The sequence below is a fragment of the Sphingomonas sp. AC411 genome, assembly GCF_979253035.1.
This window is the reverse complement of record NZ_CEEDAQ010000002.1, coordinates 71,688-89,335: the sequence shown is the minus strand read 5'-3', so window position 1 is coordinate 89,335 and position 17,648 is coordinate 71,688. Positions and strand designations below refer to the sequence as shown.

The 17,648-nt window shown below is 61.5% G+C and carries 16 protein-coding genes and 6 pseudogenes; 12 read left to right on the top strand and 10 right to left on the bottom strand.

The window, feature by feature from the left end; genetic code table 11:
- Positions 1 to 45: 45 nt before the first annotated feature.
- The gene (locus tag AC0IX7_RS20935) at positions 46 to 558 is read right to left on the bottom strand and encodes a hypothetical protein (RefSeq protein ID WP_471814170.1); all 513 of its coding nucleotides are present in this window, start codon (positions 556 to 558) and stop codon (positions 46 to 48) included.
- Between the two features lie 495 nt (positions 559 to 1,053).
- Here AC0IX7_RS20935 and AC0IX7_RS20930 point away from each other — a divergent pair, with 495 nt between their 5' ends.
- The 8 genes and pseudogenes from AC0IX7_RS20930 to AC0IX7_RS20895 all read left to right on the top strand — a co-directional run bounded on the left by AC0IX7_RS20930 (position 1,054) and on the right by AC0IX7_RS20895 (position 9,647).
- Entirely contained in the window at positions 1,054 to 2,127 is a 1,074-nt protein-coding gene (locus AC0IX7_RS20930; RefSeq protein ID WP_471814168.1) for a replication initiator protein A, read from the top strand.
- 515 nt (positions 2,128 to 2,642) lie between these two features.
- On the top strand, positions 2,643 to 3,341 hold the full coding sequence (locus AC0IX7_RS20925) for a helix-turn-helix domain-containing protein (RefSeq protein WP_471814166.1): 699 nt from the start codon (positions 2,643 to 2,645) through the stop codon (positions 3,339 to 3,341).
- Positions 3,342 to 3,624: 283 nt separating this feature from the next.
- Positions 3,625 to 4,292: pseudogene (gene parA / locus AC0IX7_RS20920) on the top strand (ParA family partition ATPase).
- Between the two features lie 165 nt (positions 4,293 to 4,457).
- Positions 4,458 to 4,625: pseudogene (locus tag AC0IX7_RS20915) on the top strand (ribbon-helix-helix domain-containing protein); the annotation flags it as partial.
- Between the two features lie 1,407 nt (positions 4,626 to 6,032).
- Positions 6,033 to 7,231 (top strand): annotated as a pseudogene (locus AC0IX7_RS20910) (AAA family ATPase).
- 65 nt (positions 7,232 to 7,296) lie between these two features.
- A complete protein-coding gene (locus AC0IX7_RS20905) occupies positions 7,297 to 7,905 on the top strand; it encodes a ParB/RepB/Spo0J family partition protein (RefSeq protein ID WP_471814164.1) in 609 nt (202 codons plus the stop codon).
- Complete coding sequence (locus AC0IX7_RS20900) at positions 7,865 to 8,338, top strand: hypothetical protein (protein WP_471814162.1); 474 nt, start codon at positions 7,865 to 7,867, stop codon at positions 8,336 to 8,338. Before AC0IX7_RS20905 ends, AC0IX7_RS20900 begins: the two co-directional genes overlap by 41 nt.
- Before the next feature lie 105 nt (positions 8,339 to 8,443).
- A pseudogene (locus tag AC0IX7_RS20895) lies at positions 8,444 to 9,647 on the top strand (replication initiator protein A).
- Between the two features lie 587 nt (positions 9,648 to 10,234).
- Here the strand turns inward: AC0IX7_RS20895 and AC0IX7_RS20890 are convergent.
- The 9 genes and pseudogenes from AC0IX7_RS20890 to traD form a co-directional block, all read right to left on the bottom strand.
- A pseudogene (locus AC0IX7_RS20890) lies at positions 10,235 to 10,873 on the bottom strand (type IV secretory system conjugative DNA transfer family protein).
- 161 nt (positions 10,874 to 11,034) lie between these two features.
- A complete protein-coding gene (locus tag AC0IX7_RS20885) occupies positions 11,035 to 11,394 on the bottom strand; it encodes a type IV secretory system conjugative DNA transfer family protein (protein ID WP_471814244.1) in 360 nt (119 codons plus the stop codon).
- Between the two features lie 121 nt (positions 11,395 to 11,515).
- The gene (locus AC0IX7_RS20880; RefSeq protein ID WP_471814160.1) at positions 11,516 to 11,764 is read right to left on the bottom strand and encodes a hypothetical protein; all 249 of its coding nucleotides are present in this window, start codon (positions 11,762 to 11,764) and stop codon (positions 11,516 to 11,518) included.
- Positions 11,765 to 11,891: 127 nt separating this feature from the next.
- Positions 11,892 to 12,191, bottom strand: coding sequence for a hypothetical protein (locus AC0IX7_RS20875; RefSeq protein WP_471814242.1), 300 nt, complete (start codon positions 12,189 to 12,191; stop codon positions 11,892 to 11,894).
- On the bottom strand, positions 12,188 to 12,499 hold the full coding sequence (locus AC0IX7_RS20870) for a hypothetical protein (RefSeq protein ID WP_471814158.1): 312 nt from the start codon (positions 12,497 to 12,499) through the stop codon (positions 12,188 to 12,190). The genes AC0IX7_RS20875 and AC0IX7_RS20870 overlap by 4 nt, the downstream gene beginning before the upstream one ends.
- A 384-nt stretch (positions 12,500 to 12,883) precedes the next feature.
- Entirely contained in the window at positions 12,884 to 13,267 is a 384-nt protein-coding gene (locus AC0IX7_RS20865) for a hypothetical protein (RefSeq protein WP_471814157.1), read from the bottom strand.
- Positions 13,268 to 13,630: 363 nt separating this feature from the next.
- The gene (locus AC0IX7_RS20860) at positions 13,631 to 13,984 is read right to left on the bottom strand and encodes a hypothetical protein (RefSeq protein ID WP_471814155.1); all 354 of its coding nucleotides are present in this window, start codon (positions 13,982 to 13,984) and stop codon (positions 13,631 to 13,633) included.
- A pseudogene (locus AC0IX7_RS20855) lies at positions 13,971 to 14,247 on the bottom strand (conjugal transfer protein TraD). The gene AC0IX7_RS20860 and the pseudogene AC0IX7_RS20855 overlap by 14 nt, the downstream one beginning before the upstream one ends.
- Positions 14,248 to 14,354: 107 nt before the next feature.
- Positions 14,355 to 14,615 carry a conjugal transfer protein TraD gene (gene traD / locus AC0IX7_RS20850; protein WP_471814241.1) on the bottom strand — a complete coding sequence of 87 codons (261 nt, stop codon included), beginning with the start codon at positions 14,613 to 14,615 and terminating at the stop codon, positions 14,355 to 14,357.
- Positions 14,616 to 14,765: 150 nt separating this feature from the next.
- On the opposite strand from traD, the gene AC0IX7_RS20845 reads away from it, so the two are divergent.
- Genes AC0IX7_RS20845 through AC0IX7_RS20830 form a run of 4 tightly spaced genes read left to right on the top strand, consistent with a single transcriptional unit; the run spans position 14,766 to position 17,648 of the window.
- Positions 14,766 to 16,097, top strand: a complete 1,332-nt coding sequence (locus AC0IX7_RS20845; RefSeq protein ID WP_471814154.1) for a MobA/MobL family protein — start codon at positions 14,766 to 14,768, stop codon at positions 16,095 to 16,097.
- Positions 15,980 to 16,435, top strand: coding sequence for an AAA family ATPase (locus AC0IX7_RS20840; RefSeq protein WP_471814152.1), 456 nt, complete (start codon positions 15,980 to 15,982; stop codon positions 16,433 to 16,435). Before AC0IX7_RS20845 ends, AC0IX7_RS20840 begins: the two co-directional genes overlap by 118 nt.
- Positions 16,436 to 16,440: 5 nt before the next feature.
- The gene (locus AC0IX7_RS20835) at positions 16,441 to 17,025 is read left to right on the top strand and encodes a hypothetical protein (protein WP_471814150.1); all 585 of its coding nucleotides are present in this window, start codon (positions 16,441 to 16,443) and stop codon (positions 17,023 to 17,025) included.
- The gene (locus AC0IX7_RS20830; protein WP_471814148.1) at positions 16,932 to 17,648 is read left to right on the top strand and encodes a hypothetical protein; all 717 of its coding nucleotides are present in this window, start codon (positions 16,932 to 16,934) and stop codon (positions 17,646 to 17,648) included. Before AC0IX7_RS20835 ends, AC0IX7_RS20830 begins: the two co-directional genes overlap by 94 nt.

The following is a 17,648-nucleotide window of genomic DNA, read 5'->3' as shown; positions in this document are numbered from 1 at the left end:
GTGTTGAGGTGTAGACATGTCTACCAATCGATACCGGTTTTGAGTTCAACGCGTCAGCGCACTCGACTGACGCGCCCGACCGCGGGCCAGTTGAGGACCCGAGGCGAGACGGTCGCGGGTAAGGCGTGGATCTTCGTAGAGGTCGCGTAGCGCGCGTAGGCGGAACGCGTTCCACCAGCGTTGCCAGCGATGTTCGGCCGCGTCGTGGAGCATATGGCAGCGCTGGCACAAGGCCGCGAGGTTTGTCGGCATGTTGTGCCCCGGATCGTGATCGAGATGTGCGCAGGCGAGGACGACATAGGTGGTGCGGACGCCAACCAGCTCGAAGCGATCGCGGACCGTGATCCGTCGACCTCGCTCGGAACGCCAGCAGCCCGCTTCGGCGTCCCACCAGCGGCCATCGCCGAGATGTGCAACGAAACGCCGATGCGGCCGCGCGCAATGTTCGCAGCGCGCCCTGGCCCTACCAAAGCGGATCGCGTCCGACAGCTGCGGCCAGTCGATCGGATAGAGCCAGCGGTTTTCGGGGCGGATCGGCATCGTGATTCTATGAGTCACCGCCGATTCGAAGGAAAGCGAAATCTTTCGCCTTTCGTTGCCGTCCTGTTCCGGACGTGTTCGAGGAGCGGATCAGCCTGCGGTAACAGCACCACCGCATGACGACAGCTATTCATGTATACATGTCTATAAGTATGACTGTCGTCGTGTTGGAACGACGACGTGTCGGAATGTATGCGCGTCGTCGTCGGTATCGAATGGAGGGAGACGGATCCGGATGGACGCGACCGAGCGACGCCTGTAGCCAAATGCAACCCACGCTATGTCGCGCCGCGGCAGTTTGTCGAAACCTCGACGCACCGACATGTCGACGCTGAGAATTGGTTCTAACGCGATCCGGGACAGGTGAGAGCCACGGTGTGCCTTTGATCGATTTGCTTACAGGGCTGGGTGAATTTCTACTCGAAAGCACGAACTGGAGAGCAGTAGTGCCCCCTGCCCCGTATGACAGGAGATGGGATGCCAAAAGTTCGTGCTTTCGAGTAGGAATAGCCAATGACCCGATCACCCACCGTAAAGCGCACCAAGGATGGCAAGACGACGCCGTCCCGGATTCCCCAAGGCGAGCTCTTCCTGCTCGACAGCCCGCTGTACGGCGAGATCCGCGGCGAGCGATCGCTGATGGCCTTCCCGTTCTTCGCGCTTAGCAAGAATGCCTGGATGAAGCCGCTCAGCTACCAGACCGATACGGTGACGATCGAGGTTCGCCCGAGCGCCAGCGGCGTGGCGACGATCTACGACAAGGAGATCGTGCTCTACATCGCCAGCCTCATGGCCGCCAAGCTCGAGGCGGGCGAGGATGTCGCGCAGGATTTCGTATTTACTGCGCACGATCTGTTCAGCGTGACCGGCAGCAATCACAGCGCCCGTTCCTATGGCCGGCTGTCAGAGGCGCTGGAGCGGCTGCAGGGTACGCAGATTAAGACCAATATCGAGGCGGGCGGCGAAGGCGAGGAAGGGTTTTTCTCGTGGTTGTCCGAAGCAAAGCTGCATTACAACAAGACGCGGGCCGGCGAACGGCGGTTGAAGGCGGTCAAGGTACGGCTCTGCGACTGGCTGTTCCGGGCGATCCTGCTCGATCGCCATGTGCTCGACTATGCCGCGGCGTATTTTCAACTGGGGCCGATCGAACGGCGGATCTACGAAGTCGCACGCTCGACCGGCGATGGCGACGGGTTCGAGATCGACCTCGCGACCTTCCGGCTGCAGATCGGCTACCAAAATCCACTCGCCAACTTCCGTGCCGCACTGCGGCAAATCGCGGGTGCCGACACGATCCCGGACTACCGGCTCGAGCTGATCGAGACCGTCAGCGACCCCGACGCGGTGGTCGATACTGCCAAGCGCGGCCGCAAGAGCAACCCGGTCAAGGTTGTCATTACCCGGCGCCCGGCGTTGCTCGCAGAGTCTGCGCCGGTGATCGGTCCACCAACGGAATCGGTGCGCGAAGGGGGCCGTGAATCAGTGCGCGACCTCGATTTCCGAATCGCGTCGCGAGATCGACAGCGTCCGATTCGGATCAGGCATCGTGAATTGATACTCGAAAGCACGAACTTGCATCGGAATTGATATCCAAAAGCACGAACATGCCCAGTAATTCATACTCGAAAGCACGAATGCGCGCATGAATTGATACTCGAAAGCACGAACTTTCGACGCCGAAATGTAAAGTAATTCGGAATTGATACTCGAAAGCACGAACCGTAGGTGCTTTCGCTCTTCGAGATTTGCTGCAAAAATCATCTGATGTCGGCGCTGATGCTGGCACGACCGAAGATGGAGCGGCTGTGACCTCATAAAGGAAAGCCCGGCACGAGGCCGGGCATCCCAAGCTTAAATGGAGCGACGTCGCCAAACGTCGATCCGGGGTCACTCTCAGACCCCTTCATATAGCCGGACACGAACTTCGGTTCAAGGATGCGCGTTTCGCGCCACGCCCCTTTTGCCTTGGTCCCAGCCCCGATAAGGGGATGGAAGATGACGGTTTTACCCTGAGCCAGGCGACCGCGAGGGCGCTGGGCAGGGCGGGCGCGAGCATGGGCGCGCGTGGCATGGCACCTCGTGCCAACACCGGGCGCGCTCGCATGCCGCATCGGACCGGGGCGCCGGTGCTGCGCGACAGCATCGAGGCGGGGACGTTCGAGGAGATGTTCTTCGCGGTGCCGGCCAAGGGCGAGACCGACACATTGCTGCGGATCGCCCGGCGAACGCTCGATGCGGGCCGCCAGCTGCGCCGCGAGGCCCGCGCCGGCGATCGCATCCTCACCGCGGCCGAGCGACGGATCGTCACGCTGACCGCAGCCGCCGTACGCGTCTATGAGGAGATCCTCACGCTGGCCCGGCTCAACCGAGGGCGGGTCTTCCCGAGCTACGATCATCTGTCCGATGCGACGAGTCTTGGCCGTGCGACCATCGCCCGCGCCCTCCACATCCTCGAGGACATTGGATTCCTGGTTCGTCAGCGCCGCTTCAAGCGGATAGACGCGGACGGCCCGGGGCCGCGCTATCGACAGACATCCAACGCGTACCGCCCGACCCTGCCGCAGCGCGTGCTCGGCTTCATGCCGCGGTGGATGCGCCCTGCCCCCCTGCCCGACGATGCAATGCAGCACGAAATCAACCGCGTCAGCGAGGTCGCGGCGATGGTCTCGGGATTATCGTGCCGGGACATGGCGGCTGTGACCGTCGGTGGGCAACTGGGCAAGATGCTCGCTAAGCTTGGGGCGAGCATCGACCGTCGTGAGCGCGAGTCTCATAACCATCCGCAACCGCTCCTAAGTTAATATAATTCCTTTAATCGAACCGACCTAGCCGGTCGGCGCATTCATCTGGCGATGCCGGAAGGTACGACCAAACCCAAACAACCCGAATGCAAAAGGACAGACCTGGAATGCCGGCTACGCCGTCATATGCTCCCTAGCTGGAGCAAGCGGTTGGCGGTGCGTTTCATGCGGCGAACCTGTCGACCGGGGAAGCGTCGACGGAAGGCAGAGAGATTTTTCTCGTGACCAAATTGCTTGCCAGCCCTGTTGCCTCGTCGCCATGTAGACATGTAGGGGCTCTGACATGACGACAATTGCAATCATCAGTCAGAAAGGCGGGGCCGGCAAAACGACGCTGGCGTTGCATCTTGCCGCAGCCGCGCACGATTCGGGCGGGTGGCGCTGGTCATCGATACCGATCCCCAGGCGACCGCCAGCCAATGGGCGGCATGGCGCGAGGAGGCACCGCCCGAAGTGATCGACAGCCCGCCGCCACGGCTCGCTGCCAAGGTCGCGCAGGCGAAGGCGCAGGGCGCCCAGTTCATCGTCATCGATACGCCCCCGCATGCCGACAGCGCCGCCCGTGCCGCGGTCGAGATCGCCGACCTGGTCCTGATCCCGTGTCGACCCAGCGCGTTCGATCTCTCGGCGATCCAGACGACCGCAAAGCTGGTGCAATTGCTGCGCAAGCCGGCCTTCGTCGTCTTCACCGCCGGCTCGCCCAATGCGCCGCGGGTTTATCAGGAGGCGGGCGAACTGGTCGAAAGCTTCGGTACACCGGCGTGTCCGATCCAGATCCCCGATCGCGCCGCATTCCGTCATGCCAGCGCCGAAGGACGCACGGTCATGGAATACGAGCCGACCGGCAAAGCCGCCGATGATGTTCGACAGATCTACGAGTGGACATGTCGACAGGTCGGCATCTCTACACACGTCGTCAAACCCGCGCGAAAAGGAAAAGTCGCAGCATGAGCCGCAAGCCTTCGTTCGCCAATCTGCGTGATCGCACATCCCCGCATCTATCGCGCCCAAAGACGCCATGTCGTCGACACAAGCCGGCCAGACTCCAGGCGGACAGCCTCAGAGTGGTCAGATCCAGAACAGCCAATCCCCAGGTGGAAGGGAGCTACCCCGGCTCCCGCCAGCCGCCAGGGCCGCAAGCAGATTGCCGGCTTCTTCTCGCCTGAAATGTCATTCGCAATGCACATGCTCGCACGCCGGCAGGGCCGAAGTTTGCAAGCGCTGATGGCCGAAGCCTTCAACGACGTTCTGCGCAAACACGGGGAGAGCCCGATCGGCGATTGAGGCCGTAAACCCCAGTCCTGAAGCCACAGCCGAATTGAGGCAAACTGAACCATCGTGACGTCGTCGACGGTGACCTTGTCGTAATAGGTGTCGAGGCAGCGGATGTGCATTTGCTTACGGAAAAATCGCTCCCTGCACCCCGATACTGCGAACGGCAGTCAGCGGACCCGAACGCCTAACGAAAATTATTTTCTCTGCTGGTGGCCGAAATAGGCGCTGGATGGTTCCGATGCTGCCAAGGACTCCTCCGACGCACCTTGGCCGGCCCGCTTCGCGTTTTACACGGGCGCTTGAGGCGGGCCGTTACCTCATCGATCTGGGCACTCGGTTTGGGAAGCCAGATCTAGTGGGTCGGATGACCTCCATCCCAGAAATCATGCCATTTGTTCGCTCGTCAGATGAACACGAATGATGCAGTGAGCTCGTTTCACCCACAATCGGATCATTGGCCTGCTGCGCCGGAATGACGCTGGCATGAAGACCGTGGAGCTGTCCCGGAAGCATGGGATCAGGGGACACGATATTCTACATTTCAAAGGCGAAGTATGCGGCATGACCATGTCGGAGGCGGCAGCTGCGGACGCTGGATGACGATAACCGCCGGTTGAAAAGGCTGATGGCGAGTCGATGCGCGACGTGTCGGCGCTGAAAGATCTGCTTGGGAAAAACTGACCTGGTCTGCCGAGCGTTACGCTGCGGCGGAGAAGCTGATCGCCGATCACGGCGTCTCCAAGCGCCGCGCCTGCAGGCTGATCGAGGTCAGCGATTGGCATGCAATATACGTCGCTACGCGGGCAGGATGACGCGGTTCGCATAGCGGATGCGCGAGATCGATTGAACCATGCGGATGGCGGTCATCATCAGAGTCTCGGATCGGGACCAAAGTTTCCGAGGAAAGTGTAAAAACGAAATCGCGGGCGTACGGCGATCTGGTATGAGTTGTCATGAAACATACCTGTGGGGTCATAGAATGCTGACTGGTTTCATCGTGATTGCAGCGACCGCTGCTGCTATCTCTGGCGTTCGAATTCATCTGAAACGAGCAGCGCACCGGGCAAGTATTCAGCGTCGCACCGCGACGGAGGAACGCCATGCGCGAATTTGGAAGGAAGTCGTTGGTATTGATGGATAGTCTTTAACGTTTGTACCAAGATCTGTTGAGAAGGATTGTACCTCTAAAGGAATTTTTCACGGGCCACTGCGCGACGATTGGGTACGGTTCATAAAACCTAGCGCGTGCTGTCATGCTCAAGGACGCAGCGGTTGCGGAATTAGTCCGTCGGCGAGCCCTTAGCCCTTATCCTCCGGCGCCCCGCTCTAACCCTGTTCGCCCTGCTGACTTCCATTTTGAACCTTTACCGCATATAGCACTGATCAAAAGCTTCAAAAGCATGATCGGACCGCTGCATGAACGCCATTGTCAATCATATCGGTGAGCTCGCGGACTCAGGCGAACGGATGATCGAGCGACTTAGGCGAAAGGCTTTTCTGCCGGAAAGCCGTAAGGGTCTCAACGTTCGCTTTGGTATCGCTGAAGTCGCCCAGTTGCTTGGCTGCTCGACCAATCGGATCCGTATGGCTGAGGACGACGGCCGACTTCCCCCTGCTCCCGCGGGCGAGAACGGACGCAGGCTGGGGTATTCTGCTGCGGAACTGCTTCAGATGCGCGACGTGCTGGGAGCATCCCCTGCCCGCGCCCCACTCGACATTCCAGCGATCATTGCTGTGCAGAATTTCAAGGGCGGGGTCGGCAAGTCGACGGTCACGTGTCATCTTTCGCATTATTTCGCGGTCCAAGGATACCGCGTACTGGTGGTGGACTGCGACAGTCAGGCAACAACAACCACATTGTTTGGGTTCAATCCGCATTTTAACATCACGCGCGCAGAGACACTGTATCCTTATCTCTCAATTGATCCGACTCAGAGCCGACCTGCTGTACGCGGTTAAATCAACGCCGTGGCCTAATGTTGACCTCATCCCTTCGAGATCTCGAACTCTTCGACGTCGAATATGAGCTAGCGGCAGCTGGTTCGGACGGGCAATCGGTACTCGCTGCGCGCTTTCGTAAGCTTAAACAGGGTCTTGCCGACCTCGCGCAGAATTATGACGTCGTGTTGCTCGATCCCCCGCCCGCGCTCGGGACGATTAGCCTTGCGGTGATGCAGGCCGCCAATGCGCTGCTGGTCCCGCTCGCAGCGACTACGCCTGATTTTTGCTCGACCGTGCAATTCCTTTCGATGATGGACCAGGTTCTCCAACAACTTGGACAGGCCGGAATTGAAGTCGAGTATAATTTCTTACGGCTTATTTGCTCGAAGTTCGACAGCAACGACCCTAGCCACGCAATGGTTCGCTCAATCATGGAACAGAGCTTCGGCCCTGCCCTGCTCCCAGTGCCAATTCTGGAATCAGCCGAAATCAGCCATGCAGCGATGCGAATGATGACCATTTACGAGCTCGAACGCCCGATCGGCACGCCTAAAACGCACAAGCGCTGCCGTGCCAACCTAGACGAGGCAATGGGGCAAATCGAACAGTTGGTTCGCCAAGGCTGGGGCCGGGTCGAGCCAGCGCGGGAAGAGGACGTGCTTCATGCAGCGTGAGGTCTTGCAAATAAGGCCGCCTAGTACGGGGTCTTTCCTCTTTTATTTCGAACGGGAGGTGCCGCGTGGCGCGTAAGCAATCCGATTATCTTGCAGCGTTGCTGGCCGACGAACCAGCCGAAGCGCTTACGAACACGCCTCCGGTCCCTGCCATACCCGAACGGCCGCGCGGAACGACGTTGCTCAACCGTGAGACCGCACTTGCACGAGTGACGAGCGGTGAAGTGCGGCAGGTTACGCAGTTGCTGCTCGATCCCGCTCGCGTCAGGATTTGGCCGGGCAATGCGCGCATCTATCGAGACCTCACCGAAGAAGGGTGTCGTGAGCTGATCGATTCGATCATAGCCGAGGGTGGGCAGAAGGTCCCGGCAGTCGTGCGTCGCTTAGAGGGCGACGCCACGCATGATTTTGAAGTGATCGCCGGCACACGGCGCCATTGGTCGATCAGCTGGTTGCGCACCCATTCTTATCCCGAAATGCAGTTCGTCGCGCAGGTCGCCAACCTCGACGACGAGGCAGCATTTCGGCTGGCCGATCTCGAGAATCGCGCGCGGAAGGACGTGTCCGATATCGAACGCGCACGCAATTATGCCGAGGCTCTCAAAAGTTCATTACGGCAACCACCTGACCCGAATGGCGGAGCGGCTCAAGGTATCAAAGGGCTGGTTGTCTAAAATGATCAAGGTCGCAAATATTCCCGATGCAGTGATCGCGGCGTTCGCCTCGCCTGCTGACGTGCAGCTCAAGCCTGCCTATGCGCTCGCCCAAGTACTCGACGACAAAGCTATGGCTAAGGCCATCGAAAGCACGGGCGCGCGATCTCGCACGCGAGCAGATGGCGCGGCGGGATCAAGGTGTAGCCCCTACCCTGCAGCGGACGTGCTGCGACGGCTGCTCGGAACGCCGAACGATCCAGGTACGACCGTGTCCCAATTCACTTGGACAACACCACATGGCCGTCCCGCCCTGAGTATCCAGTCGAGCAACCGTCAGGGCGTCACGATCCGGCTTCACGCAGGTTCGGGTGCCGTAACCGAGGAGCTGGTGGAAGCGCTGCGTGAAGCGCTTCAGCATCTGGAGGCTCAGGGTCGAGGACTGCAGCGGTGAGCGTGTTTCCCTGGGGAAACACGCTGTGCCGAATCCCCAGATGTCTTTTGTGACCGATGCAGGTCGAGCGGTGTTTCCCCGGGGAAACATCTGGAGCGTGACGGCATGACCCGTCCCGACCACCAGAGCGTTTCCGAGCAGTTTGGCATGTTCCTGCCATACCTCGCCGATCTGCGCGCTACGCGACCAACGAGAGATGATGGAGCGTCCGTTCTTCAGCCTTGCCAAGTCGAGGCGGGTCAAGCCCATCGATTATCAGAGCCCAGATGGCAGGCTTTTGGGTCCACGTTTCAGGCAATCCTGATTACGGCATGGCGACGATCTGGGATGCTGACATATTGATTTATTGCGCGAGCGTTCTGGCGGATATGGCCCGGCGCGGAATTAACGATGTGCCGCGCAAGCTTCATTTTGATGCCATACGATCTACTCCGCGCGATCGGGCGGCCGACTACGGGACGGGCATATGAACTCCTAGGGCAGGCGCTTGACCGATTGGTGTCGACGACCGTTAAAACCAATATCCGCGCCGAGAACCGTCGCGAGGCGACGTTCAGCTGGCTTGATGGATGGACCCAGCTTGTTGACGAGAAAACCGAGCGGTCGCGCGGCATGACGATCGAGGTTTCGAACTGGTTCTGGGAAGGCGTGATGATGCAGGGCGGTGTGCTCTCGATCGACCGTGCCTATTTCGACCTCACCGGTGGACGCGAACGCTGGCTGTACCGCGTCGCGCGCAAACATGCCGGCGGGGCAGGGGAGATAGGCTTCACGATTGCAATGCCGACGTTGTTCGAAAAGTCAGGCGCCGAGGGGCAGTATCGTCGCTTCAAGTTCGAAATATCCAAGATCGTCGAGCGCAACACACTTCCTGGCTACGTGCTCGCGCTGGAGACGGTTGCTGGAAAGCGTGAGCCGTCGCTGCGGATGCAACGTCGCGGTGATGTGGACCGGCCGGTAAAGACCGTATCAACTCAAGGAGAACGGGACCCGAAGCCGACTCTAAAGCCACCGACGCCAGAGCCTGCTGCAACAGCGCGCCAAGCCGAGGAAACGATCGATGTCACAGCGATGCTGCGACGGTCGCGCGTAAGCCTCGCTACCCGTGCGACGGCTGGTGAGATCACCAACGCTACACTATGCCACGCTGCGCGCCGAATGCCCGGGGTGGGATTATCAGACGCTTCATTCCGAATTCCGCACTTGGATTGAGGCGGACAGTACGCGCACACCAGTAAGTTATCAGGCGGCGTTCATTGGTTTTGTGCGGCGGTATCACCATGAGCATCGCCACGAACTAGGCCGGTAGCCAAGCTCCTGGCGCCCAGCGGCCTCATGGCGGTTCGGCAAGAGAGCGGTGGGTACCGCAACTTCAATGTCCTGCCTCACCCGTTCCCGAAGTGTCGGGCATTTTTGGGACACGCTGATTTCCTCCGGCGCTGCCGCCATAAGTGAACGTCAGCGTGGGCAAAGCCCACCGAACTGATTCAATCACGCTTTCAGAATTGAGTAATCCGGCACGCCTTCGACACACTGGGAACGAAACTCGCCCTTTCAGGAACGCACGGTCGATCTTTCGAGAACGGGTCTGTCGACACTCAGGAACGGGCTGACGACACATCCGGAACAGGCAATTTGCGCTAACTGACGATAATCAGGCATTTTACAGCCAGTAAGACGCCAGTTAACTCTCTAACCTAAGGTATAAACCGTCTAATACTGCCGATATTCATATTCTGAAGAATGAAGCCAGTGGCGTCGGCATCCAAGCATTCATTACGTCTGTCATTGTGGGGAACCATCCTGGGGGAATGGCTTCGTGTTGGCGTATCGTGTGGCGTCACGCTGCCTGCAACAGCACTCAGAACATACGATACAGACATACGATGCGGCCAATCAGGCGGGATCAAAACCGCCCCGAAAACTCGCGATCGGTATAGTAGCGCAGTTTTGTGGCAATGACCGGCCGCTGCCCGACGAGGAAGAGGATCTGGTGGTCGGGCTTAGCGTTCGGACCTCGTCGGGAGTCAGCAGCGGGCGGCCGATATTCTGCTGACTGAACGAGATCCCGCTTGCCTCTGCGTCCAGTGCGCGGCTCATCGTGTCGAACACGACCGTCTCCTGACCAAGCAGATCGGAGACGAGCTGGGCGCTCTGATGATCGTTGACGCCGAACACCTGCAGCACGCCTGCGTTCGACAGGAACGTACCGGCACGCTGGCCATATAGTGCGCGGAGCTGGTGGATATCCTGCACGATCGGCCAGAGCTGGATCCCCTAGCCTGCCATCAGGCCCATAGCGCGCTCGACAGGATCGAGGTGACCTAGCGCTGCGAATTCGTCGAGTAGGAACAGCACGGGCCAAACCGGGCGTCCGGGGGCCCGCGCTAGCTCGGTCAACGCTTGGGCCACCATCAGCCGCAACCAGCGGGCATAGGTGTCGAGCCGGTCAGGCGGCAGGACGAGGAAAATGCTCGCCGGTCGCTCCTTGAGGTCGGCGAAGCGGAAGTCCGAATGGCCAAGCGTTGCCGTCATGCGGGGTGAGGTCGAGGAAGTGGGTATGGCGCTGCGCCGATGACAGCACGCCTGCTGCTTCGCGCTCGGTTTGCCCAGATGGCGACTGGCCGCGCGCGCGACCAGGCCACCCATGGCCTGCATCCGTTCGAGCAGGGTAAGGAAGGCAGCCGGCGCCAGCGTCAGATGCTCGCGCAGCGGCAGCGGGTGCGAGTGGAGTCAGGCTCACTCGCTACGATGTGCATCAGCAGGCCGGCGATCAGCGCCTTGGCTTCCTCGTTCCAATGCGCTTCGGTCTGCTGGTTGTGCGCGTCGTATACCAGCGCGTCGGCAAGCGTCATGCAGTCGTCGGCGACATCAAGGCCGGCTGGGTCAATGCGATCGAGCGAGTTATACGCGGCCGGGGCTAGGCCGGTGATGCCGAACGGATCGAGGACATGGACCGGCCCGAAAAGGCCACGCTGGCGAGCGGCGATGCGGGCATTTTCACCCTTGGGATCGATGCAGACGCAAGCGAAGGGATAGTCGAGCAGGTTGGGGATGATGGTGCCAACACCCTTGCCGCTGCGTGTTGGCGCAATCGTCAGCAGATGGGCAGGGCCGGGTAGCGCAGCAGCTTGCCAGACTTGCGGTCACGACCGATCAGCAGGCCGGCATCGCCCGTCAGACCGCGCGCTTCAGCGTCGGTGGCCAAAGCGGGCCGAGCCGTGGGTGTCGTCGGCGTTGACGCCGCCATAGCGCACGGATCAGGGGCTGGAAGAGCGCGCGGAGTGGCACGAGCAGGATCGCAAGCCAGACCAGCATCTGGACGATCGCAACAAGGGTCGGATAGCGGCCAAGGGCGAAGTACCAGATCAGTCCATCCGTGCCGAGAATCAGGACGATCGCTACGGCCACCATGAGGACCAGCACGCCGACCAGGTGACGGGCAAAGCGGAAGGGGCGAATACGAGGTTCTGGACCGCCCAGACGGGGTTTTGCCTGGCAACACGGCCCAAATTGCGCGCCGCCCGGCCGAACTGGCGAAACCATTGCATCGTCAGGCCGCCTGGAACAAGGTGAGGCGGACGATGCCGGGCATGTCGGTGATCTCCGCCTCGATCGCTTTAACCTCTTCCAGGCGGTCGCTGGGCCAGTCGCGCGAGACGCTGACGTCGCCTGCATCGGTTTCGAGCTCGATGAGCCGAGTCTGCGGTAGCAGGTCGAGCAGGCGCATCAGCCTGTCATGCAGATCGGGCGTAATGTGGCGGCTTCCAGGGCCTACCAAAAGGAGCTGCCAGGAACGGGAAACAGGGTCAGTCATGTGTCCCTCAATCGATTTTCGATAACCGGCGATCATGGTCGCCACGCGGGCGTGGCGGTGGTCTCGCGTATCCCCGACCTCCACTGAAGCTGGAACCAGGGAACGGTTCCATCAGCCCGGCTTTCACCGATGATGGTAATGCCCAGCGCCGGCGTGTCCGGCGAGGGCAGCGTTGAAAGTCCACCCAGATGAAAGGACAGGGTCGCCAGCACCTTATGGCGTTGATCGGTGAACGCGATCACCTGCGAGCGCGCCGTGCCGTCATCGGCGTTCCACAGACCAACCCAGGCGTAATCCGGGCTGAAGGCCTTGCCGGCTGAAACGAAACGGTAGCCGGCGATCATAGGCGGATTTGTCGGCTGTTCGGGCGTGTAGCCGACGGTGTAGCCGCTTTGGCCGATATGCGGCGCAGCGATCGCGTCGATGCCCTGTTTGCCCCAGTGGCTTTCCCACTGGAACCAGCAACCCGATGAGCGGGAATGGACCGGGCCGGGGGAGAGATCAAAATCGGCGAAACGCGGATCGTCCGATCGCAGCAGCAGGCCCCATTCGTAGCGGACCAGACCGACGCGTGCATCCCCGGGGGGCGGCCAGCCATTGCCGGCTACATGCGGTTCCGCCGACGGCCTCTACAGGCAGCATAGTCGAGGTGATCGCGACCGGCTCCCCGACCGGGGCAGGGCAGGCGGGCGTGGCCACCGCAGTCGCAAGCAACGCCATGATTGCCGTCATCGGCCCATCTCCTGTGCGTGATGTTTCGTCGCCATCAGGAAACCGGCTGCACCGAGCAAGAATCCACAGAACAGGGTCTGGAGCTGGAGCGACAGGAACCCGAAGGGCAGGCCAAGCCCGTACAGCGCATGGCTGTTGATCGCGACATCGCTCAAGATGATGGCGGCACCAAGCGTCAGCCCGGTCGAACGACGCCAGAGCAGCAGCACCGCGGCGAGGGGATCGAGCGCAGCCAGCGCGGTCCAGTAGACGTTCATCCAGACGGGTGCGTTAGCAAACACTATCCACCCGCCAGTGACGAGGTGGAGGGCGTGCGTAAGCGTGCCGATTGCGAAGCCGGCGACCAGGACGCCGATGACCATCCGCTCGATCGCAATCATGGGGGTACTACCTCGCCCGGGTTTTGCGCTTCTTCCGGTCGCAGTGGCTGGTATTGAGCTCATGGTTTATCGGGTCTTTCCGCAGTTCGACAGCGGCCCAGGACTGTAGCATAAATCGCCAGCACCGTGATTGCCCCGGCCACTGACCAGGCGCCTACTAGTCCAACGCGGGGATACACGAGGGCACTGGCAACCGCACCTGCGATCAACCCGCTCCACAGCGTCAGGTACGACCAAGTCCAGCACGAGCTGCCCCTTAGCGCCCCGCCAGCCGATGTCCGCGCTTGACCAGCGCGCCTGTCATGTACGTCACGCCGATCCTGACTTCGCCCGCGCGCTGGCAAACCGTGTTTGCCGCACCCATTACAACGGTGATTGCCGATGCCGTCCCAGATCCGGAAGGCTGGCATTCCCGGACACCACAACCGCAAGGAAAAGGGAGACGAACCCCGAGGACGGTAGGTTTTCTGCTATGCCGGCAACGCGTGCGAGGACCGTCCCGGCCACCACAGCAACGACGAGTTCAGCCAGCAGCCGGACAGCGATCAGCGCGATCTGTGAGTCGACGATAGCTCTGATAGCTAAGCGGGCGGAGGTGCCGCTCATGAAGAATACGAACAGGTCGCCCAGCTTGAGGAATCCGATCGCATCGACATAGATTGCAACGGCCGATACGCCTGCCGCCGGAAGACAGAAATGTTTGTCATAGCGGATCACCCCAGGGGACTTTCGTTCGAGGATCGCCTTCGGCTTGGCTTTTCAGCGTCTGATCGCTGGCCTCCAGATCGAACGCGCGTTTTCCGCGCCTTCTCCACAACAGCAGCGCGTCGCCGGTTACGTCGTCACGAGCCTTGCTGACCAGATCCAGCAGAGCGCCGTAAATGGCCGCACGATCGTCGTCGCGCGAGATCGACCAGTCCAGCCTTCTGTACGAGGCCGCCAAGTTCGATCAGGTGACGAGTGCGTTCGCGACGTAGCACCACCCAGCCCCGCGTATCAGTCCGACGTCTTGCCGCTTCCAAGCGCAGGACTAGAGCCCTGTTGCGCCGCTCCGCCGTGGCTATTGCCGTCAGGCTTGTCGCTATCCCTATTCGCGTCGCCTTGAAGCCGGTCTTCGACCCCGTCGCTGAAAGAAAGCGGCGCCCTTCGAACGCCAAGCCTCCTTCTGATCAGCATCGGGTGTAGCAGCCGCAGCAAGCAAAACGCCTGCTAGGGTTTCTGTATCGAGTCCTTGAGCACCTGTAGCGACGACCAGTTCGCCAAGCTGCTGAATCTTCTTTGATTTAAGGTCGCGAGCGCGCTCGTTCAGCGCTTTCAGCTCGGCATCATAGTCTCGAACTTTACGCATCGTGTCTGTACCCGCATGGTTCATCACGAGGGCATAGCATGTCATTGTCGTATTGCAACATCAAGTCATGAACGACCAAACGAAGTGGTCGTGAGTGCGCGCTATACGTCGTTGCCGACGTGTGCGCAGAAGTGTAATAGGCGGGATGTCATGGCGATCTACCATTTCTCCGCCAAGGTCATCAGCCGCGCAAAGGGATCGAGCGCTGTTGCTGCGGCTGCGTATCGCTCTGCTTCCGAATTGTTCGATAAGCGTCTGGAACGGCATCATAACTTCTCGGGCAAGACAGGCGTTGTTCATTCGGAAATAATATTGCCCGAGCGCGCGCCTGAGCGGTTGCGCGATCGTACGACGCTCTGGAACGAGGTGGAGGCGGGCGAGAAACGTAAGGACGCGCAGCTTGCCCGGGAAATCGAGTTCTCGATCCCGCGCGAGATGAATCGTGAGCAGGGCATTTCGCTGGCGCGCGATTTTGTCACTGAGCAGTTCGTGAAGCGCGGGATGGTTGCAGACCTGAACGTGCATTGGGACAGGGCAGAGGACGGCAGTCCGAAGCCGCATGCGCATGTCATGTTGGCGATGCGCGAGGTGGGCGCTGACGGGTTCGGCCTCGAAGGCGCGGGACTGGAACCAGAGCGAGCTGCTGCAGCAGTGGCGCGAGGCGTGGAGTGCCCACGTCAACGAACGGCTGGCAGAGCTTGGAATCGATGCACGGATCGACCACCGCTCCTATGCCCAACAGGGCATCGCACTGGAGCCGCAACACAAGATCGGGCCGGCTGCGTCGCGGCGACCGGGGCAGGGCTAGAAGCCGAGCGGATCGAGGATCACGACCGCATCGCGCGCGAGAATGGCGAGCACATCATCGCCGATCCGAATATCGCGTTCGATGCGATCACGCGGACGCAGGCAACGTTCACCAACCGCGACCTCGCGATGTTCGCTTTCCGGCATTCGGATGGGAAGGATCAGTATGAGCGGGTGATGGCGGCTGTGAAGGCGTCGCCAGATCTCGTTGCGTTGGGCAAGGACGGGCGCGGGAACGCTCGGTTCACGAGCCGCGAAATGATTGCGACCGAGATGCGGTTGGAGCGGGCATCCGACCGGCTTGTAGAGAGCAGGGGTCATTTCGTTGCTGCCACTCGCGTCCAGCGCGCGCTGGACGCGGCGCAGGGCAGGGGGCTTACCCTGTCGGACGAGCAGCGGGACGCGCTCGGGCGGATTACCGAACGCGACGGACTTGCCTCCGTCGTGGGCTATGCCGGCAGTGGCAAGTCGGCGATGCTCGGGGTGGCGCGCGAGGCGTGGAGGATGCCGGCTACACGGTGCGCGGCGCGGCGTTGTCCGGCATTGCGGCGGAGAATTTGGAGAGCGGCTCCGGCATCACGTCTCGCACCATCGCGAGCCTCGAATATGCATGGGGCAGGGACCGTGAACAGCTCGGACCACGCGACGTGCTGGTGGTCGACGAGGCGGGCATGATCGGGACGCGGCAGATGGAGCGCTTGCTGTCTGCTGCAGATCAGGCCGGCGCCAAGGTGGTGCTGGTGGGGACCCCGAGCAGTTGCAGGCGATCGAGGCGGGGCGGCGTTCCGTTCGATCAGCGAGCGGCACGGTGCGGCCGAGATCACCGAGATCTCGTCGGCAGCGAGGGGCGTGGCAGCGCGACGCGACCCGGTGGCTTGCGACCGGTAGGACATCCGAGGCGATCGGCGCGTACCGCGAGCACGGCATGGTTCACGCGGCGGATACGCGCGAGGCGGCGCGGGCAAATCTGGTTGAGGGTTGGGACCGGCAGCGCCAGGCAGAGCCGGGCTTGACCCGTATGATCTTGACCCATACCAACGCCGAGGTGCTCGCGCTCAATGGTGAAGCCCGCGAGCGATTGCGCGCGACAGGGGACCTTGGCGACGACGTCGCCGTGCAGGCAGAGCGCGGCGAGCGGCAGTTCGCGACTGGCGACCGGATCATGTTCTTGCGCAACGAGCGCGGGCTGGGGGTGAAGAACGGCACGCTAGGCATGATCGAGGCCGTATCGAGCGAACGGATGGATGTGCGTCTCGATGACGGTCGCCAAGTCGGGTTCGACTTCAAGGATTATGCCCATGTCGATCATGGCTACGCCGCCACCATTCACAAATCGCAGGGCGTGACAGTCGACCGTGTCGACGTGCTCGCCACGCCCGGCATGGACCGGCACGCGGCCTATGTCGCCCTGTCGCGGCACCGGGACGGGTGCAGCTGCACATGGGCGCGACGACTTCGCGAGCGACGCACAACTTGCCGCGGTGCTGTCGCGCGACCGGTCTCAAGGACATGGCGGCGGACTATGCGGCCGAGCCTGAGGAGGCTGCTCGTGCTTTTGCCGAGAAGCGCGAGATCAGGCTGCCCGAGCGGGCGCGGGCGGTGATCGAGAAGGTGGAGGCCAAAGCACGCTCGATGTTCGCCGGCTTCAGGCCGAAGCCCCAAGAGGTGCCTGACCATGTGACCGAAAGCACGAGCCGACCGGGGGAGGTCAAGGCGATCCAGCGCTATGCGCGTGCCGCGGTCGATATTACGCGCATGCAGGACAAGGGGTTGCCGGTGTTGCCGCACCAGGAAACCGCGCTGGCGCGGGCCGGCGAGGCGCTCGACAGGACGCGCTACCACGGCAGCAGCGATCTTGCGTCCGCCTTCACGCGCAATCCGCATCTTGCCCGGGACGTGGTGGCCGGCGACATGCGGGGCGCATCACGGGCCCTGGCTGAGGAAGCCCGCGTTCGGGCCGACCCGGTGCTGCGCGCCGGTCGGTTCATGGAGCATTGGCGCGTCCTGGAGGCCGAGCGCGGCGACGCACGCATGGGGCCGGTCGTGCGGCGCATGGCCATCATGGTCGACGACCTCCGGCATGATCCGATGCTGAAGGAAGAGCTCGCACGTCGCGCTCCCGAGCTGGGCCTCCGTATCGAAAGGGCGCCGTCGATCGAGCAGGTGCTTGAGCGTCAGAGGCGGTTCGAGCGCGATCGGCAACAGGACCGTGATCTCAGTCGATAG

Coding starts and splice junctions, on each gene's coding strand:
- AC0IX7_RS20930 (WP_471814168.1), top strand. CDS start 1,054: ATGACCCGATCACCCACCGTAAAGCGCACCAAGGATGGCAAGACGACG.
- AC0IX7_RS20925 (WP_471814166.1), top strand. CDS start 2,643: ATGCCGCATCGGACCGGGGCGCCGGTGCTGCGCGACAGCATCGAGGCG.
- AC0IX7_RS20900 (WP_471814162.1), top strand. CDS start 7,865: ATGGCGGAGCGGCTCAAGGTATCAAAGGGCTGGTTGTCTAAAATGATC.
- AC0IX7_RS20875 (WP_471814242.1), bottom strand. CDS start 12,191: ATGATCGCCGGTTATCGAAAATCGATTGAGGGACACATGACTGACCCT.
- AC0IX7_RS20870 (WP_471814158.1), bottom strand. CDS start 12,499: ATGATCGCCGGCTACCGTTTCGTTTCAGCCGGCAAGGCCTTCAGCCCG.
- AC0IX7_RS20865 (WP_471814157.1), bottom strand. CDS start 13,267: ATGATTGCGATCGAGCGGATGGTCATCGGCGTCCTGGTCGCCGGCTTC.
- traD (WP_471814241.1), bottom strand. CDS start 14,615: ATGCGTAAAGTTCGAGACTATGATGCCGAGCTGAAAGCGCTGAACGAG.
- AC0IX7_RS20845 (WP_471814154.1), top strand. CDS start 14,766: ATGGCGATCTACCATTTCTCCGCCAAGGTCATCAGCCGCGCAAAGGGA.
- AC0IX7_RS20835 (WP_471814150.1), top strand. CDS start 16,441: ATGATCTTGACCCATACCAACGCCGAGGTGCTCGCGCTCAATGGTGAA.
- AC0IX7_RS20830 (WP_471814148.1), top strand. CDS start 16,932: ATGGCGGCGGACTATGCGGCCGAGCCTGAGGAGGCTGCTCGTGCTTTT.